Annotated in this window: 14 protein-coding genes; 6 read left to right on the forward strand and 8 right to left on the reverse strand. The window is 42.7% G+C overall.

The window, feature by feature from the left end:
• The first annotated feature begins 147 nt into the window (after positions 1–147).
• Complete coding sequence (locus G6053_RS22050; RefSeq protein WP_165308501.1) at positions 148–1,272, forward strand: MBL fold metallo-hydrolase; 1,125 nt, start codon at positions 148–150, stop codon at positions 1,270–1,272.
• Here the strand turns inward: G6053_RS22050 and G6053_RS22055 are convergent, their stop codons facing one another.
• The 4 genes from G6053_RS22055 to G6053_RS22070 form a co-directional block, all read right to left on the reverse strand.
• On the reverse strand, positions 1,273–2,091 hold the full coding sequence (locus G6053_RS22055) for an AraC family transcriptional regulator (protein WP_206531796.1): 819 nt from the start codon (positions 2,089–2,091) through the stop codon (positions 1,273–1,275). It abuts the gene before it with no gap.
• 295 nt (positions 2,092–2,386) lie between these two features.
• Positions 2,387–2,971: a Crp/Fnr family transcriptional regulator gene (locus G6053_RS22060; RefSeq protein ID WP_241254806.1), complete on the reverse strand. Its 585-nt coding sequence runs from the start codon at positions 2,969–2,971 to the stop codon at positions 2,387–2,389.
• Between the two features lie 16 nt (positions 2,972–2,987).
• Entirely contained in the window at positions 2,988–3,704 is a 717-nt protein-coding gene (locus tag G6053_RS22065) for a response regulator transcription factor (protein ID WP_108635652.1), read from the reverse strand.
• Positions 3,673–5,091 carry a HAMP domain-containing sensor histidine kinase gene (locus G6053_RS22070; RefSeq protein ID WP_108635651.1) on the reverse strand — a complete coding sequence of 473 codons (1,419 nt, stop codon included), beginning with the start codon at positions 5,089–5,091 and terminating at the stop codon, positions 3,673–3,675. Before G6053_RS22070 ends, G6053_RS22065 begins: the two co-directional genes overlap by 32 nt.
• A 130-nt stretch (positions 5,092–5,221) precedes the next feature.
• Between G6053_RS22070 and G6053_RS22075 the strand changes: the two genes are divergently transcribed.
• Complete coding sequence (locus tag G6053_RS22075; RefSeq protein WP_165308502.1) at positions 5,222–6,631, forward strand: alpha-L-fucosidase; 1,410 nt, start codon at positions 5,222–5,224, stop codon at positions 6,629–6,631.
• A gap of 90 nt (positions 6,632–6,721) precedes the next feature.
• On the opposite strand, the gene G6053_RS22080 is transcribed toward G6053_RS22075, so the two are convergent.
• The 4 genes from G6053_RS22080 to G6053_RS22095 all read right to left on the reverse strand — a co-directional run bounded on the left by G6053_RS22080 (position 6,722) and on the right by G6053_RS22095 (position 16,801).
• Positions 6,722–8,332: a RagB/SusD family nutrient uptake outer membrane protein gene (locus tag G6053_RS22080; RefSeq protein WP_165308503.1), complete on the reverse strand. Its 1,611-nt coding sequence runs from the start codon at positions 8,330–8,332 to the stop codon at positions 6,722–6,724.
• A 47-nt stretch (positions 8,333–8,379) separates the two neighbouring features.
• Positions 8,380–11,490: a TonB-dependent receptor gene (locus G6053_RS22085; RefSeq protein WP_165308504.1), complete on the reverse strand. Its 3,111-nt coding sequence runs from the start codon at positions 11,488–11,490 to the stop codon at positions 8,380–8,382.
• Positions 11,491–11,789: 299 nt separating this feature from the next.
• On the reverse strand, positions 11,790–13,553 hold the full coding sequence (locus tag G6053_RS22090; RefSeq protein ID WP_165308505.1) for a RagB/SusD family nutrient uptake outer membrane protein: 1,764 nt from the start codon (positions 13,551–13,553) through the stop codon (positions 11,790–11,792).
• An 11-nt stretch (positions 13,554–13,564) separates the two neighbouring features.
• On the reverse strand, positions 13,565–16,801 hold the full coding sequence (locus G6053_RS22095; protein ID WP_165308506.1) for a TonB-dependent receptor: 3,237 nt from the start codon (positions 16,799–16,801) through the stop codon (positions 13,565–13,567).
• Between the two features lie 546 nt (positions 16,802–17,347).
• On the opposite strand from G6053_RS22095, the gene G6053_RS22100 reads away from it, so the two are divergent.
• From G6053_RS22100 to G6053_RS22115, 4 genes are read left to right on the forward strand one after another with little or no spacing between them, the layout of a single operon-like run.
• Complete coding sequence (locus tag G6053_RS22100; protein WP_108635647.1) at positions 17,348–17,983, forward strand: hydrolase; 636 nt, start codon at positions 17,348–17,350, stop codon at positions 17,981–17,983.
• A gap of 37 nt (positions 17,984–18,020) precedes the next feature.
• A complete protein-coding gene (locus G6053_RS22105) occupies positions 18,021–19,415 on the forward strand; it encodes an alginate export family protein (RefSeq protein WP_241254807.1) in 1,395 nt (464 codons plus the stop codon).
• Between the two features lie 4 nt (positions 19,416–19,419).
• Positions 19,420–20,181, forward strand: coding sequence for a M17 family peptidase N-terminal domain-containing protein (locus G6053_RS22110; RefSeq protein WP_108635646.1), 762 nt, complete (start codon positions 19,420–19,422; stop codon positions 20,179–20,181).
• Positions 20,182–20,192: 11 nt separating this feature from the next.
• Positions 20,193–22,076: an amidohydrolase gene (locus G6053_RS22115; RefSeq protein ID WP_108635645.1), complete on the forward strand. Its 1,884-nt coding sequence runs from the start codon at positions 20,193–20,195 to the stop codon at positions 22,074–22,076.
• Positions 22,077–22,087 lie beyond the last annotated feature (11 nt).

Raw genomic sequence — 22,087 nt, forward strand, 5'->3', positions numbered from 1 at the left:
CTGAATAGATCTACGGTAACTTTATCTTGAACAACGCAGTAAACGCATACGGAGGACCATGAGCCGTACAGCACATTAAAATTGAGCTTTACACAAAAACAAAAGATTACCGGGCTACTTATTTTTGTATTGTAAAAACAAGTAAAGATGAAAACAAAGCACAAAGCCGCAGGCTTCTTCCGATTTTTGAAATGGTCAGCCCTAACGCTTGTTGTTCTCATCGGATTAATCACCGGCTATATGATGCATCCCCAATTTGGTAAAAGACCCTCAGGCGAAAGACTTAAACGTATCGAACAATCGAAGCAATTCAAGGATGGAAAATTTCGCAACAGCAGCCCAACACCACAGCTGACACAAAGCTGGACGGTAGCCCTTTCTGATTATTTCTTCAAAAAATCACGCGAGACTAGCCCCAAACATAAGATACCTTCGGTTCCAGTCAATTGGGACAGTCTTTTTACCAGATCCCATGGTTTGGTTTGGCTGGGGCACTCCTCCTATCTTTTGCGTGCAGACGGAAAAACTATCCTTGTCGATCCGGTACTAAGCGGCAGCATTTCGCCTATACCGGGCAGTGGCAAAGCCTTTGCGGGCGCTGATGTAACAACAGCAGATGCGCTTCCGGCCATCGATTATCTATTTATTTCCCATGATCATTACGATCATATGGATTACAAAACGCTCAAAGCACTGCAACCCCGAGTCGGCAAAATAATCGTTGGACTTGGCGTAGGTGAACATCTGGAATATTGGGGTTATCGTAACGATCAGATTATTGAAAAAGATTGGTGGGAAGAGATCGATCTGGGAAATGGATTTCATGTAACAGTCACACCGGCACGGCATTTCTCCGGTCGCAGCATCTGGTCGGCTAACACACTCTGGGCCTCCTATGTGCTTGTGACGCCAAGCCGCAGATTATACCTTGGCGGAGACAGTGGCTACGATACCCATTTTAAAGAAATCGGTGACAAGCTGGGCCCATTTGATTTGGCCATCCTCGAAAATGGACAATATGATCTGAGTTGGAAATACATCCACATGATGCCCGAAGAAGTGGTACAGGCGGCTATAGATTTAAAGGCAGCCAAGTTATTACCCGTGCACTCCTCCAAATTTGTCCTAGCCAATCATGCCTGGTACGAACCCTTAGAGCGTATTTCCAAAGAAGCATCAATACAGCAACAAACCCTGCTTACCCCACGCATCGGTGAAGTAGTTGATCTGGATGATACCGACAGTGGCCACAGCTATTGGTGGAAAAACTGATTAAGCGATTGAATTAATTGTTGCTGGTGTTATTCCAAATTTCTCTTTAAAGGAAGCGTAAAAATGGGAGAGGTTTTCAAAACCAAGATCGAGGTAAATGTCCACAGGTCTTTTCCGCTTATTCTCAATCAGATAGTATGCCTCCGAAAGACGTTTTTCCTGTAGCCATTTGCGGGGCGAGGTGCGGAATATCTTTTCAAAATCGCGTTTAAAGCTTGCTAGGCTACGACCGGATAATTTGGCAAAATTCTCCAAAGGAACATTATACTTATAATTTTTCAACATAAATTCCTCCAGGTCAATCTTAAACGGTTCGGAAAAATCAAACAACAGGTCTTTTAGGAATGGATATCTTTCCAGTAACAAGGTGATCAGTTCGTAGATCTTGATGGTTTCCATCTGAGGGCTGACACGGTCCGAAGCCTCCGCATAAGGCGCCAATGATTCAAAATAACTTTTGATAAAGACATCACCCTCCAGAAGAATATTCGTATCCGACTGCTGCTTCCTATCTGAAGAGAGCTGATGGTCCAGGGCATATTTCTTGAGCCGGTCTGCATGGAGCATGATGGAGATAGACTGATAAGCGGAATTTTTCGAAGGGTGTTTGAACGCCTTTGCCAGTTGATTTCTCCGGGCGACCAATATCTGCCCTTCCTTTGTCACCAGCTTTCCCTTTTCGTGGTCAAAATGTGTCTCACCGGATAGCTGGAACAGCACCGCATGTTCAGGGATAAACTGTTCATGACCAAAAGCCTTATCCACATAACAGGAATATAAAAAAGCCTTTCCAAAATCTTTTTCCTCCATATTGATCATATTCAATTTTATCAATTCATATAGCAATAAGCCGTCCTCGTACGAAAAGCGGAACCTATTCCCAAGATAACAAATATTGTTTGCTTTTTTGAATTTTCATTTTCCATACGGCTCAGATGATATGTTCCCAAAAGCTCATTTAAAAAATATTGTGCTCTCGACCTTACGCCAAGCTGCCGACAAAGATTATTAGCCCACCATTATTTCGTATTGTTGTATGGACCTCCTCTTTCCAATACAGGCCGAAGTGGTGCTTTCCACACTTTTAATCATCAAAAAAGACACCATGCGCATCTTACTTACCTGTAGCAAGTCTTTTCCTTATTATACTGACAAACTCGGGTGAAACACCGAGATAAGACGCGATATAATATTGTGGCACCCGTTGTGATATCGTCGGATATAAGTCGATAAATTCAAGATAGCGTTCAGTGGCCGGTTTGGCCATGGTGTGGATCAGCCTATTTTGTAGCACAGCAAGCCTACGCTGTACCAGCATACGAAAGACGCGTTCAAACTTTGGAATAGTATCCAGCAGTTTTTCTTTAGTCTCCGGAGTCAGCATAAGGAATTCACATTCTTCCAATGTTTCCATATACAAACTCGACGGTATTTGGTAATGAAAGGAGGCGATATCACTGATCCACCAATCTTCGACTGCAAAGGCCAAGGTTACCTCAAAACCGTTTTCATCAAGATAATAGATCCGAACGCAGCCTTTCTGGAGATATCCTTCAAACTGGCAGATCTCCCCCTCCTGCAGCAGCATGGTTTTCTTGGGGACTTTGCGTGTAGTCAACAAATCAGTAAATTGTGTTATCTCTTCTTCTGTAAGTATTATACACTTGGAAACATTGTTGAGGATATTTGCGTACATCATATCATTATTGTCAAACCTACTTATTTTCATGTAAAATATAACCGGCACCATAGATACTCTCGATATGTAGCATCTTATCGACCTGCAGCAATTTACGAATACGCGAAATAAAAACCTCCAGGCTTTTGCCATTAAAAAAATCTGTATTCCCCCAGAATAACAAAAGAAGATCCTTTTTGTTGACCAACAGATTTTTATGTAAGATCAGATGGCGCAGCAGTTCTGCTTCGCGGATGGTCAGCTTTTGTGCTTTTCCTTCGCTATCCGACAAGCTATAACGCTCCATATCGAGCCACAGCTGACCTATCCGCAGTCCGGTCTCAGACACATCATCCGGTACAGGAGCAGCAGCTACGGCCAATAAATTGCGAATTTTAAGCAATATTTCATCCATATCAAAGGGTTTAGCGATGTAATCCACCGCCCCCAGGGACAGTCCTTGGAGGCGTGAAGTTCGTTCGTGCAAGGCTGTCAAAAAGAAAATCGGCTGTCCCTTCTTCAGTTGCACAATATCCTGAGCGAGATCAAAACCATTTCCGTCCGGTAGCTGCACATCTATAATCAGCAATTTAGCCACGTGCTCCTCAAAGGCTTCCAGTCCGGTTTTCATTGTGCAAGCCCACACCACACTAAATCCCTTGTAGCGGAGATAGCGTGAGAAAACCTCGCCCAGATCAGGTTCGTCCTCGATTAGCAGGATATCAATCCTTTTTTTTGCTATTGAAATCCCCATTGTCAATGTAAATATAAAAAATAGTACCGCCCCCGGGCCTGTTTTCCAAACAGATTTTCCAACCTAGGCGATCCAAACAAGATTTTACATAGTATAATCCTAATCCAAGTCCGGGTTTACCCCCCGAAGACTGTCCGCGATAGAAGGCCGTAAATAGCGCATTCCTATCCGATGGAGCAATTCCCCGCCCATTGTCTTCAATCTTCAGGCAATATTGTTCAACTTTCCTCTCCCAGCTCAATCGAATGGTCTTGGTGGAATGGTCATTAAATTTGATGGCGTTTGAGATCAGATTGTCAAGTATTGAAAAATAATACCCTTCATCCAGTTGCAATAACAGCTCCTCCCCTAGTGGCGTATAGTCAATTTCAATTTCTCCTTGGTAACGCAGTCGCAGTTCGTGTAAGATCTCCATCGTAAATAAGTCAAGGGGAACCTGTACAATTTTGGCCTGCTGCTCCTGCAAAGCAACGGATCCCATCACTTGTTCAAAATAGTCCTTAAGCCGCTTTGCCTGCCTTTCGACCACACGCCCCAACTGAGCTACCTCTTTATTGTCCGGATCAGTCTCCCGATCGATCAGGCTATGCGCGCTGACCAAGATTGTTGTCAATGGTGTATTGAATTCATGCCGCATATGATTCAGGAAACTTGTTTTCAGATCGACAAGTTTACGTTGATTGACCCAATTTCTGTAGGTTCTATAGCTCAGCAGCACAATAAGAGCTATACAAGCCAAGGAAAGTAAAAATACGGGCGCCATTTGTTGTATGATCCGCCAGTTCCGGTTTTCATAATCCACATAGAGACTATAAGTAAAACGATAAGGAATCGGAGCTCTGTCGCTGACGGCCAACTGGAATACCCGATTGTTGAGCGATCCCTGTTTGAGTGAGCCACTGATGGCCGACATATAATTAGCATTCGTACTTTTATAAAACACCTTCCAGGTACTGTCTATTGGATTGTAGAGTTCTAGCTCATCAAAATGAAATAAATAAACCAGTGCTGTATCGAGCTGCTGCTGCTGAACGATCTGATAAAAGAGGCTGTCCAGCGACTGTTTTTTACGCATGCTAGCGAGAAATTGTTCCATCCTTTGCTTGCCGTACTGTTGTGCATCTGGCGAATGGGCCATGACTTTCCTAAACCAGGTCTGCAGATACGGAACCAGTTCCGCCTGAAATACAGCATCCCCCCCGGGAAAAATCTTATCATCCATAATGGCTGTACCATATTCATTTTGGATCAGATTGAGCTGTCCAATCTGATAGTTTTTATCTTCAAGTTGATAGGTATTGAAAATCAAAAAGCCGATTAGGGCAGTTAAGATCAAGAAACTTGTCCCAAATGCCCAAGGATATATATTTCTATTGAGGCTATTCATAGTTTAAAAATAGCATCTATTTACCGATTCAAGATACCTATTAGGTTTTTATTAGGCTTTCATTAAGCTTTCGTTAGGCCGATGATACCCCGATTAACTGTACTTTTATAGTATAACAAATTAGCAAATTATGTCCAAAATTTCACAAACACTACTTTACAGCCTATTTTACCTTTTGTTGGGTAATACACTATTCGCACAGTCCAGTTTTTCGAAAAAAGTTCTTGAGCAGAGCCAGCTCGATTTTGTTAACTTAGGATTTGGAATGTTTATTCACTATGGCATGCCTACCTTTATGGAACAGGACTGGTCTGATCCCAATGCTCCTTTGGAACTGTTCAAATCACCGAAACTCAATGCAGATCAATGGGCCAAGGCAGCTAAATCGGCCAATATGACCTATGGCTGTCTCACCACCAAACATCATAGCGGTTTCCCGATCTGGGCAACCAAAACCACGGATTATAACGTTATGAACACCCCTTTACACCGCGATGTGGTGAAGGAGTTTACCGATGCCTTCCGTAAAAATGGCCTGCGCGTGATGCTTTATTATTCCATTCTGGACATGCATCAGGGAATACGCCCAAAGACGATCACCAAAGCCCATATCCAGTTGATTAAGGATCAGCTCACAGAATTATTGACACAATATGGCGAGATCGATGCTTTGGTTATCGATGGTTGGGATGCCCCTTGGTCGCGCATTTCGTACGATGATGTTCCTTTCGATGATATTTATTATTTAGTCAAATCATTACAGCCCAAATGCCTATTGATGGATCTCAATTCGGCTAAATATCCGGGTGATGCATTATTTTATACCGACATCAAATCCTATGAGCAGGGTGCGGGACAATTTATCTCCAAAGAACATAATAAGCTGCCCGCCATGGCCTGTTTGCCCCTACAGCAAAATTGGTTCTGGAAAACATCATTTCCAACCGCTCCAGTAAAGGATGTGAAAGAACTTGTGGAAAAATTCGTTATCCCCTACAACAATGCCTATTGCAACTTTATGCTCAATGTAGCTCCCAATAGTGATGGTTTAATGGATCAAAACGCACTTGAAGCCTTAAAAACCATCGGTACATTGTACAAAAACAAACCTAATTACAGCACCTTACCAAGCTATCAGGCTCCAATTGTCGATCACAATATTGCCAAACAAGTCGCTTCTTACAGCAGCTGGGGTGAGGATATGAATATTATGGATTTTGCCAATGATGATAATTTTGGTAGCGCCTGGGTATCCAATCCACAGGCTAAAAAAGAAGTATGGTATGAATTGGATTTTGAGCGTAGCAAAGCTTTCAATAGCGTGGTTATCACGGAAGGTAAAGACAACCCATCGCACTATAGTTTATCTTACCTCAAAGGTGGCAAATGGCATTCCATTTCAGCCACACCGGTGCAACAAGGCCGAATTAAGATCTTTCGTTTTGACGAAGTCCTTGGAGAAAAATTACGCTTCAATATCCATCCCGAGAAGGATAATGCGGTGGTAAATGAGATCGGTGTTTACCAAGAAAGAAGGTAGAAATAGACGATTCCCCGCTATATAAAACAGCAAAAATTCCCGATCGCAAAGCGTCTCGGGAATTTTCGTTTTCACCTTTTACCATTACCTTTATTTCCATAGCGGGTTCTGAACCAATACCCCTTTAGAAGCATCAATTGCAGATTGAGGTATCGGCCAGACGTAAAATTTTGGATTATTAAAATACCGTGTGTCAACTACAGTTTTCAAATATTTATTTTTATGGCCATTTTCTGTACTTATAGAGGCAATGCCATCCGGAGCATGAACTGTATATATAGGCCCTTGCAGAACCTGTTCTCCGATTTTCCAGCGCAGTATATCAAAATACCGAAGTCCCTCCCCTGCTAATTCTATCCTTCGTTCATGTCTGATAAAAGTACGTAAACCAGATTGATTCATTGCCCAGCCATTCAATGCAAAAGTCTGCTCGACAGATGGCATATTTGCTCTCGTCCGAATTTGGTTTAAGGAAGCGAGAACCTCATTTGAAGGTCCTGATAACTCATTTTGTGCTTCAGCATAATTCAATAAAACCTCAGCATAACGAAAAGCTTTCCAATTGTTTGTTCCGGATCTTACATAATCATATCTGTCTACATTTTTGGCCCATGAAAAACCTGTCCGTGAGCCAAGGTCACCACCGATTCTGTCACCAGCATTATTAAATGGGTCATACTGATTTATATTGGAAAAAAAAGGATAAGGGAAAATGTCCCCCGGACACAATATCGTCCCCCTTAGCCTGGGATCCCTATTGCCAAAAGGGTCTGTTGACTTATAACCAGGATCCTTCGTGAAAGGATAATATCCATTTTTACTTTCGTAATCGTCTACCAATTCGGCCGTAGGCCCAAGAATATTACGACCGTTCATCAAGGCCTGAGATCCCAGAATATCTCTCAGGCTGTTCTGCTTAACGGACAAAGTATACCCAAAGGACCAAATATCCTCTGCCGAATAATCACCGTCCTTTTGAAAAAAATTATAATAATTCGGATAAAGACTATAAGTCTTCATCGCTATTAGTTCTCTGGCAGTAGCTGCCGCTTGACTAAACTGTTCATTATAAAGACATACCCTAACTTTAAGGGCCATCGCCGCACCTTTGGTCGCCCTCCCCAAGTCTGCACCTGTATAAGACTGAGGTAAATCTGCCGCGGCTTCGTCTAGCCATTGAATAACATTTTTTATAATTTCCGATTTAGCAGTTTTAGGTAGATCTGCTTCATTTGGATCTTTAATCAGACTATTAACAAAAGGAATATCCCCATAGAGTGTAGTCATCATAAAATAGCGGTATGCTAAGACAAATTTGACTTCTGCAATCAATCTTTTTTTCAGATTGACCTCCATGCCCGGAACCTGGTCTACGTGCTCAAAAAAACTGAATGCTTGTCGCATGGGAGCATAATTCCATTCTTTTCCACTGATGGTCGGATCTTGGGTGCTATTGCCAAAGCGTTTTGTTGTCGGATCATTGCTAATACCGTTATCGCTCATTCCCTCATAATATACAAAATTATCCTGGGGCATAAAGGTATACATTCGAGTTGCAAACATCACTGCATCCTCCGAAGACTGCCAGTACGTTTCATCTGTGATCTGATTCAGCGGAACATGATCCAACATATTTTTGTTACAAGCTCCTGTCATGATACAGAGCGCCATGGCACCTAATAATTGTGTTAACTTTATCATTTGATTGCTCATTATTTTATATTTCTAAAAATCAACTTTCCCTTCTTTTAAAACGATAGATTTAGACCCAGACTCAGATTTCTAACCTGTGGATAATTGGATCCATCACCATAATTCGAGATCTCAGGATCCAAACTTTTTGGAAAATCTTTGTTTGTAAAAACGAATAGATTGTCCGCCGATGCAAAAAATCGCAAAGAGGAAAGACCGAGCTTGTTTACAATTTTGCTATTCATCGTATAGCCCAATTGAATATTTTTAACACGCAGATAAGAAGCATTAAACAACCACCAACTCGAAAACTGACTGTTATTAATGGACTGATCTGTACGCAATATGGGATAACGTGCGTCCGGATTAGTCGGTGACCAATAATCTAACTGTGATTCCAGCATATTTCCATCACCATTATAAAAAAAAGGCACTTGAGCTCCACCGCTGACACGGGCAAGGTTGCTCATAACCCCCTGCAATAAAATTCCGATATCAAATCCACGGTAGGATCCACCCAAATTAATTCCATAACGATACCGAGGAGTTGCCTGTCCCAAAATCACGCGATCATCAGGCGTAATCTTGCCATCCCCATTGACATCCCTGAATTTGATATCTCCGGGGATATTTCTTGGGGTCTGGGTTGCATGATTCGCTATCTCGTCTACTGATTGAAAAAGCCCCTCTGCTTTCAGACCATACCAGATCCATCTCGATTGTCCCACGATAAGCGGGTTATCGCCGTAACTGGGGCCGGTTCCCCCTAAATCAAGGATTTTGTTACGATTATCAGAGAAATTAACGGAAGCATGATAATGAAAATCATTGACATGGTTCTTGTAGGCAATATTTACCTCAAAACCCTGATTCTGTAGCTTTCCGACATTTTGCTGAGGTGCTCCAATCCCATAAGTACTTGGCACAACGGGCGATCGTAAAATTCCTGATGTTCGTTCTCTGAATAAGTCCACGTTCACATCAATATGATTTAGAAATGTGAAATCCAACCCAACATTTGCAGTAGTTTTGACCTCCCAGGTCAAATCTGGATTCGGCGAATTATTATAATAGGTGGTCGTAGTGCTATTTTTATTCAGAATATATCGATCCTGTCCAATGGTATTCGCCCAAGGGTATAATCCGCTTGCATTTTGATTGCCGACCTGGCCATAAGATGCCCTGAGTTTAACGAAATTTAAAACATTCGTGATAGGTTTTAAAAAGTTCTCCTCTGAAATAATCCAGCCAGCAGAAACCGATGGGAAAAAGCCATATTTTTTATTCTGAAAAACCGAGGTGCCGTCATATCTGGCATTTGCCTCCAATAAGTAACGCCCTCTATAATCATAATTTACCCGGCCAAACCAAGATCTAACAGCGTAAGATGTTGCGTTTCCGGACACATTGGTCAAGGTTGGATCAGATGATCCTGCATCAATCTGATCCAAGGAATTGTTTAAGAAATCATAACGTGTAATAGCGTTGTAATCATAGCGATCGGATTCCTGAGAATATCCCAGTAAAACTTTTATCGCGTGGTCAGCCAAGGTCTTATTATAGTTTAATGTAATTATTCCAGTGGGATGGCTTTGCGCATAATTTACTTTACTCGCACTATTGGGATCATTCACATACACTACGATCTGTTCATTATCATTATAAAGCGGATATCTGCTAAAAAATGCCGAAGTAAAACTATTGGTATAGTTATAACTATATGTCCCGTTCAGTACCAAATTATCCAGAATTTTAAATTCAGCAAGAAAATTCGTATTTATGGTGTTAAGATTTTCATTACTGACCCCGCCCTTTGTCATGATATCATTCGGCTGAGCACCCCCACGGTAACTTCTGTCATTTCCTCCTTTTGTATACGGATATTCGGTTACAGGAACAATATAGGACCATTGTAGTGCATTGCCTATGCCATAAGCAGGCTGTTGCTTATCTTCCTTGGTCAGCACTGTATTAACACCAAGTTTCAACCTTTTCGATACCTGAACATTTACATTACCCCGCGTATTATATCTTTTGTACTCCACATTTTTAATTAATCCGCCCTGGTTTAGGTAGCCTCCCGAAACGAAATAATCTACATTTTCGCTTCCACCGGACACGCTTAAATTATGCTGGTTTTGCATTGCACGATTGTCAAGTATATAAGGGATCCAGTTTGTACTCGGCAAGGCTCCAGATTTGTACTTTTCAGCTAATTCGGGATCGAATTTAACCTGAGCATTTGGATTATCGTTCAACTGGGCCTGATTGTACAGGTCTACAAATTGCGGCGCATCTACAAATTTAGGAAGTTTCACCGGACGTTGTGCCCCCAACATCGCGCTATATTGTACATTTGGTTTACTATTTTTTTTGCCCTTCTTAGTTGTTACCAAAAGTACCCCGCCCGAAGCCCGGGCGCCATAAATAGCCGTCGCCGAAGCATCTTTCAAAATACTGACAGACGCGATATCATTTGGGTTGAGGTAATTAATATTGTTCACAGCAATACCATCAACAATATAAAGAACCGGATTATTCGACAAAGTGCTATTGCCACGAATATCCACTGAAGTTGAACCATAGCCGGGATTGCCATCGGTCTGCTGGATATTTAAACCACCAGCTTGGCCTTGAAGAATATTGATCACTGAAGGAACAGCACGATTTTCAAGGTCCTCACTCGAAACCGTACTAACAGAACTCGTCAAACTCGCTTTCTTCTGTGTGCCGTAGCCAACCACGACCACCTCATTTAGACTGGTTTGCGAAGGCTGCAAAGTTACATTTAACATTTTTCGACCGTGTACCGGAACAACCTGTGTTTGATGGCCCACATAGGAAAATACAAGTGAGCCATTTTTCGGCACACGAATACTGAACATCCCTTTGCTATCCGTTTGGCTTTGTTCTTTACTTTCTTTCACAGCTACTGTAGCTCCGGAAATACCCTTTAATCCTTGTTGTACTCCTGTTACTTGCCCCGTCACTAAAATCAACGAATCCTGTAGATTGAGGTGATTTAATATTGGTTTGGTAATTTTCATTTCAGCCGATCTGGCTGGCGAATAACATGCTACCGAAGTCAATAGCAAAATTGACCAATGACAATTTGCTTTCCAACGAAGCATATATTGAGTCTTTGGTTGAATAAAAAAATGATTCATAACATAAAAAGTTTATTAGTTACTTGAATAGGTATAAGGTTTTTAGTATTCGTAAAGATACTATACACAGCTGGGCACTATGCTTAACGGAAACCTAATGAAAGCCTAATAAAAACTTAATGGTTAATTCAATTTTTATCCACTAAAATATTTAAGGTGAAAGAAGATAATGGATCCAATATATACAAAAAGGGCAGTTGGTAACCATAAGGGCACTGAAAAAATTCCTTTAAGAAGCTTTTTCAGTGCCCTTTCAAATGTAGAGATGGTGCTTTTTGTATACTGTGGGAACTAAGCCGTTATTTTTCCCAGCCTTGATTTTGTCCCAATTGATTATTCAGCACAAGCGCCGAAGAAGGGATCGGGTACAGGTACTGTTTACCATCATCGTACCACATTCTATTCATTGTTATACCCCATTGCAAATGATTATCTGCAGTCATTGTCTGGGAGTTTTTAGCACCACCCAGTTTCACCTTGGTCACCCCTTCCACGGTGGGCTCCGGTCTGCTTGCATCATAAAACAGTACATCAGGAGTACCGTCGCGATCAAGGTCCATCGGTTTTTCCAAAGCAGGAATATAGATACCTGTCCACTGTAATTTAGCCATCAGTTCACCAGTTTTCCATCGTTTCAGATCATTAAAACGGAATCCTTCCAATGCTAACTCCACCTGTCTTTCGCGGCGGATTTCCAGCATAACAGGATTAGAGATACCCGGAAAGAATGTGTTTTTCAAATAGGTATCCACTTTGGTCGGCAGCACATTGGTTCCGTCGGAAATTCCGGCACGAGCACGTAGTGCACCAACGGTCTTTGACCAATCCACATCGTTGAATGTTCCGAGTTCCTGCTTCGCTTCCGCATAATTCAGCAACACCTCTGCATACCGCATCAAGGGCAGCGCATTTGTATTGAATCCACCATTGTCATAGTAGGGATCATCCAGTGCATATTTGATGGGTTGATAGCCAGTATAGGTATAACTTGCGAAATTGGGCGGAGCAGCCTTACCGGCGCGCTTATAGCCCGGTGTGCGGATCAGCTGCGCTAAACGGAGGTCCCGATTTTGACATTCCTCATAAAACTCTTCTTTTTCGTAGTTTGGACGATCAGTATAAGGCGATCCGTCTGCATTCAAAATCGTATTGATAAATGGGCGTACCAGGCTCAGCCGCGGACCATAAGTGGCCGAAGTCCACCACCAATTTGCATCATTCATCAAAGCTTGATTTTTACTAAATGCAACAGCCAGCATCACCTCGTCTTTCATCGGTTGTTCGCTAATGAAAAGCTCACGCTGTGAAATTTTAGGATCAGCGGCAATATGAAGGCGATAAGGCCCAGTTTCCATCAGGATCTTACCTGCGTCCACAGCGTATTGAAAAAAAGCTTCGGGCTTTGTTGGCAGATTCAGTTGATGGTATTTACGAAAAGTACCTTCAAATAATGCGATCCGTGTTTTCAGTCCCAGTGCAGTCCATTTATTTACTGTAGTTCCATCTCCCGGCGCGTCCGTTATATGCTCATACGCAAAATCAAGATCTTCCATGATATGTTTCATGACCACTTCTCTCGAATCGCGGGGTGCTTTTAAAATATCCGTTTCATCAACTGTTAAAGGGTGGTCCACCCAAGGCACATCACCAAAACGAACCACTTTCTCGTAATAAAACCAGGCCCTGAAAAAACGAGCTAAACCAATGTAATTATTCTTAACCTTATCGCTTAAATTGGGGCTTGTACATTTGGCGATCATCTGATTGATATTACGCAGTGTTGTCCAGGTCCAGAGTCCCTTTAATTCCTCCACTTCTTTGCTATATGCACCTTCGATTATAAAGTCATTCACCCGATTCACAGCCGCATAATCGGCCATAGCATCCCCTTTGTAGGCATCGCTACCTGACGTAATATTCCGATAAAATGAATTGCTATAGTTTTTCAGTCCCTTTTCGCTTCCGAAAATATCCTCTTCAGTTGCCTCCGATTTTGGCAATTCCTTCAATTCGCAGGAAGCGAACAACAAGGCTAAAACCGGCAAATAAAATATCTTTCTCATTATACTAAATATTAAAAACCAATGGATAAGTTAAAACTCACACTTTTCATGATCGGATAGTTAAATCCATCACGTGTACCTGCTTCTACAGTAGGATCTGATTTTCCCACATTACCGACATCCAAGTCTCTGGTATGTTTATAAAAAGGGGACCATGTCAGCAGATTTTCACCAGAAAGACCGGCACGTAGATTCTGGATTTTCAGTTTAGAGGTTACAGATTTTGGAAAATTATAGCCGATCTGAATATTTTTCATCCGTAGATAACCGATATTCTGCAAGAAACGGGTCTGTGGTGTAACTTTTAGTGACTCATTGTAACCAGCGTAGCGCGGGAAATAAGCATCCGGGTTATCTTCTGTCCAATAATTGTTCAGGTGCCATTCCGGTAGGTTGTTATAAGGTCTATTATATTGTCCCCAAAATAGAGATTCATTATTCGGATACCAATTTTGCTTGCCCACTCCCTGAAAGAAAGTAGAAAAATATACATTTTTCCAGTCTAGGTTAATATTAAAGCTATACATATAACGGGGTTCGGAATTCCCGATAATTGTTCGGTCACCGTGGCTATAAACGGTATTGTTCCCATAATCTATAACCCCGTCTCCATTGAGATCTGCAAAACGTATGTCTCCCGGATAAATCGTTCCGTTATTGGATGATTTGATCAACTTTTGTTTCGCCGCACCATCGATCTCCGCCTGATTATGAAACAATCCCTGTGTCACATAGCCCCAAATATCTCCGATTTGCTGACCTTCATAATAGTATCCATCCTTAATGATCCCTTCCTTGTTATCGTAGCGATCTATTTTCGATTTATAATCCGCCAAAGTGGCTTTGACAGACCAGTTAAAGGGGCTTCCGCTGAGTTCAAATTGATCGCGGTAAGCCAGGCTGACCTCAAAACCTTTGGTCGTCATATCAGCATAGTTCCCTTTAGGAGATTCAGCACCAAATATTTCAGGCAATGCCATCCCCAATGTATACATATCCAATGTTTTACGCTGATACATATCACCGGTGAAAGTAAGTTTTCCGTTGAGCGATGAAAAATCAAGTCCAACATTTGCCGTACGCGCTGTTTCCCAGGTCAGATTATCGGGAATAACTTTGGGTACGGAGGTATACGTCGATTTTTCTCCATTCAGTAGCCTATCCATGATATCGATCTTATAAAGATCCAAATACGAATACGGATCCACATTACCATTTCCCAAAGAGCCGTAAGAAGCACGTAGCTTTAAGTCTGACAAGACCTTCTTATCCACCTGAAAGAAAGGCTCCTCCGATACACGCCAGCCTACCGAAGCTGAAGGGAAAAATCCCCATTGCTGGTTGATCGGAAACTTTGAAGAACCGTCATAACGTCCATTAAATTCAAATAGATAACGGTCTTTAAAAATATAGTTGCCCCGCATAAACACACCTACATTTCGATATTTATTGTATTTGGCTGTTGCGGTGGTACTTTGCCCCACTGCGAGATTGATATTCTCCACGTTATCATTGAGCAGGCCGTTTTTGGTGATATAACTCGCATTATAAGCGCGTTGCTCATAGTTATAACCCAACAAACCTTTGAAATAATGATCTCCTATCGTCCTTTCATACTCACCGTAGATATTTCCGAACAAATAGCGCCAGTTTTCGTTGACCTGATAGAGGTTATCGTTCATATTTGTCGTCAGTTTGACGATTTCCCCTTCCTTTGTACTGTAAGGTACTGGCACCCTAACGCGAAGCGAATTAAGATCACGGCTTCTAAAGGTGAGATCTCCCTTTACACGAAACGTATTATTAAAAAACTTAGATTCAAACGAGGTTGTATTCCGCAAATCCTGATTGCCACTTCTGGTTCCATTTTTGCCATAGATAAAATCGCCTACGGTATACGCAGCGGAGAAACTTAGTGAGCCATCTGGGTTAAAAATTGGCGACGAAGGGTGTCCTTCATCCGCGATATTCCGCCATATATTGCCGCCTTCACCAGCAGTAGAAGGATCCCAGTATTTGGCATAACTAAAATCAATATTATTAGCAATCCGCAACCAATCTGTCACTTGCAGTCCGGCCTTAGCCCGTGTATTGTAATTTTGATATTTGTCCGTATTATAACGGTACATACCCTTGTAATCATAAGCACGCCCCGAGATATAATAATCTAACTTTTCGGTGTTTCCGCTGATCGAAAGATTATGGTCCTGCACAAAAGTATTGTCCTTTATCAAGGTACCATAATAATCTTCATTACCATAATAAACATAGTTACCATCCTTATCGACAGTGACGTCTTCTGTTATGCCCTGTTCTTTGCGACGTTTAAATTCGTCCAACCACTCTTTAGTAAAAATCTGGGTCTTATTCAGTTTACTAGGTGTTAAGGTATAGTTGTTCCAGGCGTTGTAAGCCTCAAAGAAATGAGAAGCATATTCATAACCATCTGTTACGAACTTTGGTATAGTAACCGGTTTTTGGAAAGATCCACTTCCAGAATAGTTCACCGAAGTCTTTCCCGATTTGGCCCGTTTTGTTGTGATCAATACTACACCAAAAGTACCTCTTGAACCATAAATTGCTGCTGATGATGCATCTTTGAGTACCGACACACTTTCGATATCATTTGGATTGATCGAACCGGGATCGCCCTCGACACCATCTATTAAAATCAGGGCGCTTCCTCCCTGCCCAATCGAGGTTGTCCCCCGAATATTAAAACTGGGAGAACGATTTGGTTTACCATCGGCAGGGATGATATTCAGGTTAGGAACAACACCCTGGAGCATTTGGCTCGCATTGCCAAGGACACGTCCCTCAAACACTTCTGACCCTACCTGATCCACAGCACCTGTCAAATTTGCTTTCTTCTGGGTTCCGTAGCCCACTACGACAACTTCCTCTAACTCGGTATCTTTCGACTCGATCACAAGTTGTAATTGGGTTGCGTTTACAGTCACCACCTGTTCGCTATACCCTACAAGAGTCAGCTTCAATTTTTGGCCGATCGCAGCCTCAATGCTAAACGCTCCGGATGCATTAGTAGATGTCGTTTTTTGACTCGATAGATTGGTAATGGTGACACCGGCCATAGCTGTGCCGCTTTTGTCTTTTACCACACCATTCACGGTAGACTGAATAGCAATAGCTTGCGTTTTCTCGTTCAATTTGACATAATTACGCTCTACATTCGCCCATGTGGGGTATGAGAGACCCAATGCCATACTGATTAGTAATGTTTTCTGCATTTTTAGTCTGGTTTAGAATTCAGCACCAAAGTTGATGCTTTCACTTGGTTTATAATTTACCTTAATATTAAGAAATATTTAATTAATAACCATACAACCCCTTACTAAACAGGTTTAGCACAACTTTACTTAATAAAAAATTAACTTATAAACAGTTTAAATATCACAATAGCTTTTAATATATATCGTTAGCGTTTCCCAATAATGAGTCAGCGAAGAGCGATATCCTAATATTGAGCTAACCTAGGTATTCGCAATTCTTCGCTTTATTAATTTCTCCTTCCCCCTTTTCTTAAACTAGTTCAATGAACAGCAAATTTCGGTCGCTTAATTTTGAGTGTACCCGCTGTAAAAAAACGGATAACAGTCAAACATTAGCAAATCATTTAATTAGATATATCTAAAGAAAAGGTCATTTAACGAAATATCGTCAAATTTAAAACAAAGACAAAACACCTAATACACTATAAAATAGACAACTAAAACAACAGGCAGAAAAATTGAACTTCTCAAGAAACATAAAACAACATTTAAAACACATAATTTATGAAACCATCAGCAGAACTATTATCACCAAGCAACCATGCGCTTGTATTAATCGATTTCGAAGGACAAATGGCCTTTGCCACCAAAAGCATTACCATGGAAGAATTGAGAAACAATGTCGCAGTAATCTGTGGCGCTTCCAAAATATTTAATGTCCCAACAATCGTCACTACTGTCGCCGAAGAGAGCTTTTCAGGGCCGGTTTTTCCGGAAATTGAAACCTATTACCCGCAAGCTAGCAGCGGATACATCGATAGGACAAGCATGAACACATGGGAAGATGAAGCGGCGTATCAAGCCATCACAGGCACCGGAAAACAAAAACTTGTTCTTGCAGGACTATGGACAGGTGTCTGTATTGTCGGTCCGGCACTTTCCGCTTTGGCTGAAGATTATGAAGTTTACGTTATTGCTGACGCCTGTGGCGACGTGAGCCATGAAGCGCATGAACGTGCCATGCAACGTATGATTCATAGGGGTGTCAAACCGATTACTTCGGTTCAGTACCTCTTAGAATTGCAAAGAGACTGGGCACGTCAGGAAACTTATGTTGCCGTAACAGACTTGATGAAAAAACATGGTGGCGGCTATGGCTTAGGTATCCATTACGCCCACAATATGGTCAAACATTCCTAACATCATCCAAACAAGTTACAATTATAATCCAAACGCCGTGTATCCACAACAACCCATAGCCCCTTATTTCCGTCGAGCGACCCTTCTGTTGTTGTTATTTGGCCTGTTACCAAATCTCTTCGCCCAAAGCTTCAAATTGATGCGTTTTGAGGAAGATTATCGTAGCCTCGCTGATTCAGCACGCCGGGGTTATGAGCGGTTCAAATATATGCCACTTGCCTCTGACGACAAAATTTGGCTATCTCTTGGGGGGGAGGCGCGAGCAGAATACGTGGATTTTAACAATGAAGACTGGGGGCGCTTACAACTTGGAAACAACAACTTTCTACTGCAGCGCTATAACCTCCATGCAGACCTCCATTTTGGTGAGCGCTTCCGGTTATTCACACAATTGCGGTCAGCCTTGCAATATGGACGCAAAAACGGCTCCCGACAGATCGACGAGGACCAATTGAATGTCCAGAATTTGTTTATCGATTGGACAATCCTCGAACGAAATAGTCGATCGCTCCTACTGCGCATAGGCAGACAGGAACTTGACTACGGTTCTGGCCGTCTGATCTCCGTTGGTGAAGGCCCCAATGCAAGGCGATATTTTACAGGTGCAAAAATTGCCTATAATTCAGGCAAAGTCAAGCTCGAAACTTTTGCGATGATGGCCGATACCATTAAAGCGGGAGTTTTTGACAACAAACCGTCCAAACAGATCAACCTTTGGGGTGCCTATGGCAAAATCATCATGCCTCGACAAGCAAACATCGACCTTTATTACATTGGGATATACCGTGATCAGTCAATATTTGAAGAAGATGCCGCCAAAGAAACCAGACACAGCATTGGCACCCGTATATGGAAATATGGCGGTGGTTTTATTTACAATCTTGAGGGAGCCTATCAGTTCGGATCCTTTGGCAAAGGCAAAATATCCGCATGGACTGCCTCGGTCGATATCGGCTACCTCTTCGAAGACAGCTATTTAAAACCTTCGATCAATCTGCGCAACGACTATATCTCAGGCGACAAGAAGGCTGGAGATGGCAACCTACAGACTTTCAATCCCATTTATCCCAAGGGAGGATATTTCGGATTCAGTCCGCAGGTCGGCCCGGTCAACCTGATCGATATCCATCCCTATGCCACATTGGATCTGCTTGCAAACTTGAAGTTACAGGTTGACCTGGTATTTAATTGGCGCCATTCACTTCAGGACGGCGTTTATAGACCCAGCGGATCATTTAACCTTGCAGGCTCAATGTCCCGAAAACGCTACATTGGCACAGCCTATCTAGCCAACTTTACTTGGGCTGCCAACAAACAACTTTCGCTTGTGTCAGGGATCCAGTATTTTAAAACAGGTGCATTCATTGAAGACATCATTACGACACCTAAAAACGGAATTTTCTTCAATAGCAGGATAGCCTTTAAATTTTAATCATATGAAAATAGCAAAGAGACTTTTTCACAACAAAACACCACAATGGACACTGGTTGCTTTATTTGCTGCTCTGGCAATTGCGCCTGTAAAGAGCAATGCCCAAGCAACCGCTGTTGCCCCCAAAGCTACAGCAATAGGAACAAGCACAATATGGGGCAACGTCGATGGACTTGCCATTGAAGGATTGGTGCAAGGCCCTTCGGCAGCAGTTAGCGAATTGCAAATAGCCTGTATTTTTGAATACACCGAAGGTGATATCTTTATCTCACCACCTGCATTGCCCCCAGCGCTAAATGGTCTTGTCCATTTGGATGAGGCATTGCATGGTTCCCTTACCGAAATGCGTAAATCGGGTAAATTCAAGGGGCACGCACGCGAAACCATTCTGCTGACTCCAACCCAAAAAGGTACACTCGCAAGCAAAAAGCTACTGTTAATCGGTTTGGGCAACCGTCAAGATTTCGATGCCGAACAAATGAAAGATATTGCCCACGTCGCCATGCGTGAAGCGCTTAGGCTAGGGGTCGAGGATTTCAGTTTTGCAAGCGACCTCAAAGATGCCGGCATAGACTCGCCGACAGCCTTAATTGCAGAAAATATCGTACTTGGCAGCATTGATGCTTTTAGAACCCAGAAATGGTTGGGTGCAAAAAACATGGATCAATCGCCGAAATTAAAAAAGATCACTTTATTGGCCGGCCCTGCATTCTTCGAAACCGCAGGTGAAGGTATAAAAAAAGCGATTTCATCCTTACACAATTAAACTCAACGACTATGAAAGCAGATCTCATTCTCCATAACGGGAAAATAACCCATTTTGGCAGTGCACAGCAGGAGGTGACCGCCGTGGCGATTCAAGATGGTAAATTTATCGCGGTCGGACCTGACAAGGACGTATTGCAATTTGCCGATTCCAGCACCAAACTTATAGATCTCGGCGGAAAACGCGTAGTCCCGGGGATCAACGACTCCCATATTCACCTGATCCGCGGTGGTCTCAACTATAATCTGGAATTACGCTGGGATGGAGTTCCCTCTTTAGCCGATGCTCTGCGCATGCTCCGGGAGCAGGTTGACCGAACACCTCATCCGCAATGGGTACGGGTGGTCGGCGGATGGTCCGAGTTTCAATTTGCAGAACGACGTATGCCTACCTTAGCAGAGATCAACGCCATCGCACCCGAAACACCAGTGTTTATACTGCATCTCTACGACCGGGCATTATTGAATGCTGCTGCCCTCCGTGCTGTCGGCTATACCAGAGATACACCAGCGCCTCCCGGTGGCACAATTGAACGTGATAGCCAAGGCAATCCAACAGGCTTACTTATTGCGTCCCCAAATGCCATGATCCTCTATTCGACCTTAGCAAAAGGTCCTACACTTCCTTATGCGGAGCAGCTCAATTCGACTCGTCACTTCATGAAGGAATTAAACCGTTTTGGGATCACCAGTGTCATTGATGCTGGAGGCGGTTTTCAGAATTACCCTGATGACTACAAAGTCATCAGTGACCTACACCGCGAGGATCAGCTTACTGTCCGCATTGCCTATAACCTATTCACACAAAAACCAAAACATGAATATGAGGATTTTCAGCAATGGATTGATACAGTCCCCTTACACCAAGGTGACAACATGTACCGACACAATGGCGCCGGCGAAATGCTAGTCTTTTCGGCAGCAGATTTTGAGGATTTCCTACAACCAAGACCTGACCTCAATGAAAACATGGAAGCCGAACTTGAGAAAGTCGTCCGTCTATTGGTGAGCAACAGGTGGCCTTTTAGATTACATGCCACTTACAACGAAAGCATCAGTCGCTTTTTGGATGTATTTGAGAAAGTCAACCGAGATATTCCATTTGATGGACTTGCCTGGATCTTTGATCATGCCGAAACCATCGATGAACGTAATATCGAACGCACCAAGGCATTAGGTGGTGGCATCGCCATTCAAAGCCGTATGGCTTATCAGGGTGAATATTTTGTCGATCGTTATGGGCACGAGGCAGCCGAACAAACACCGCCAGTCAAGAAAATGCTCGAAATGGGAGTTCCTGTCGGTGGTGGCTCCGATGCAACCCGTGTGAGCAGTTATAACCCATGGGTATCCCTTTATTGGCTTACCGCTGGCAAAACAGTTGGTGGACGGCAACTGTATCACAACAGTGTACTTGATCGTCAGACGGCCTTGCAGCTTTATACCAAAGGAAGTGCCTGGTTTTCACAAGAACAACAGCAAAAAGGTGATATTGCGGTGGACATGCTGGCCGACCTGACCGTGCTCAACAGCGACTATTTCACAATCGACGAGGAAGCCATCAAATCGATTGAATCCGAACTGACGATTGTAGCAGGTAAGATTGTCTACGCTGATGGCGATTTCAGTTCATTTTCACCACCGCCTATCCCCGTTCTACCTGACTGGTCCCCCACAAAAAGTTATGGTGGCTACTATCGTGTCTCAAAAACGCCCCAGCACGATCACCCCAATACTGCTTCCACAAAAAGCAATATTGTGGATACGGTCCATCTTTGTAGCGGCAGCTGCCAGGTGCATGCACACAACCACAATCATGCCCGCATGAGCAATATTGCTATCAACAATTATTCAGCATTCTGGGGGGCCTTAGGCTGTTCATGTTTTGCATTCTAATACGCAAGAAA

Source organism: Sphingobacterium sp. DR205 (assembly GCF_011064245.1).
Taxonomy (GTDB): Bacteria; Bacteroidota; Bacteroidia; order Sphingobacteriales; family Sphingobacteriaceae; genus Sphingobacterium; species Sphingobacterium athyrii.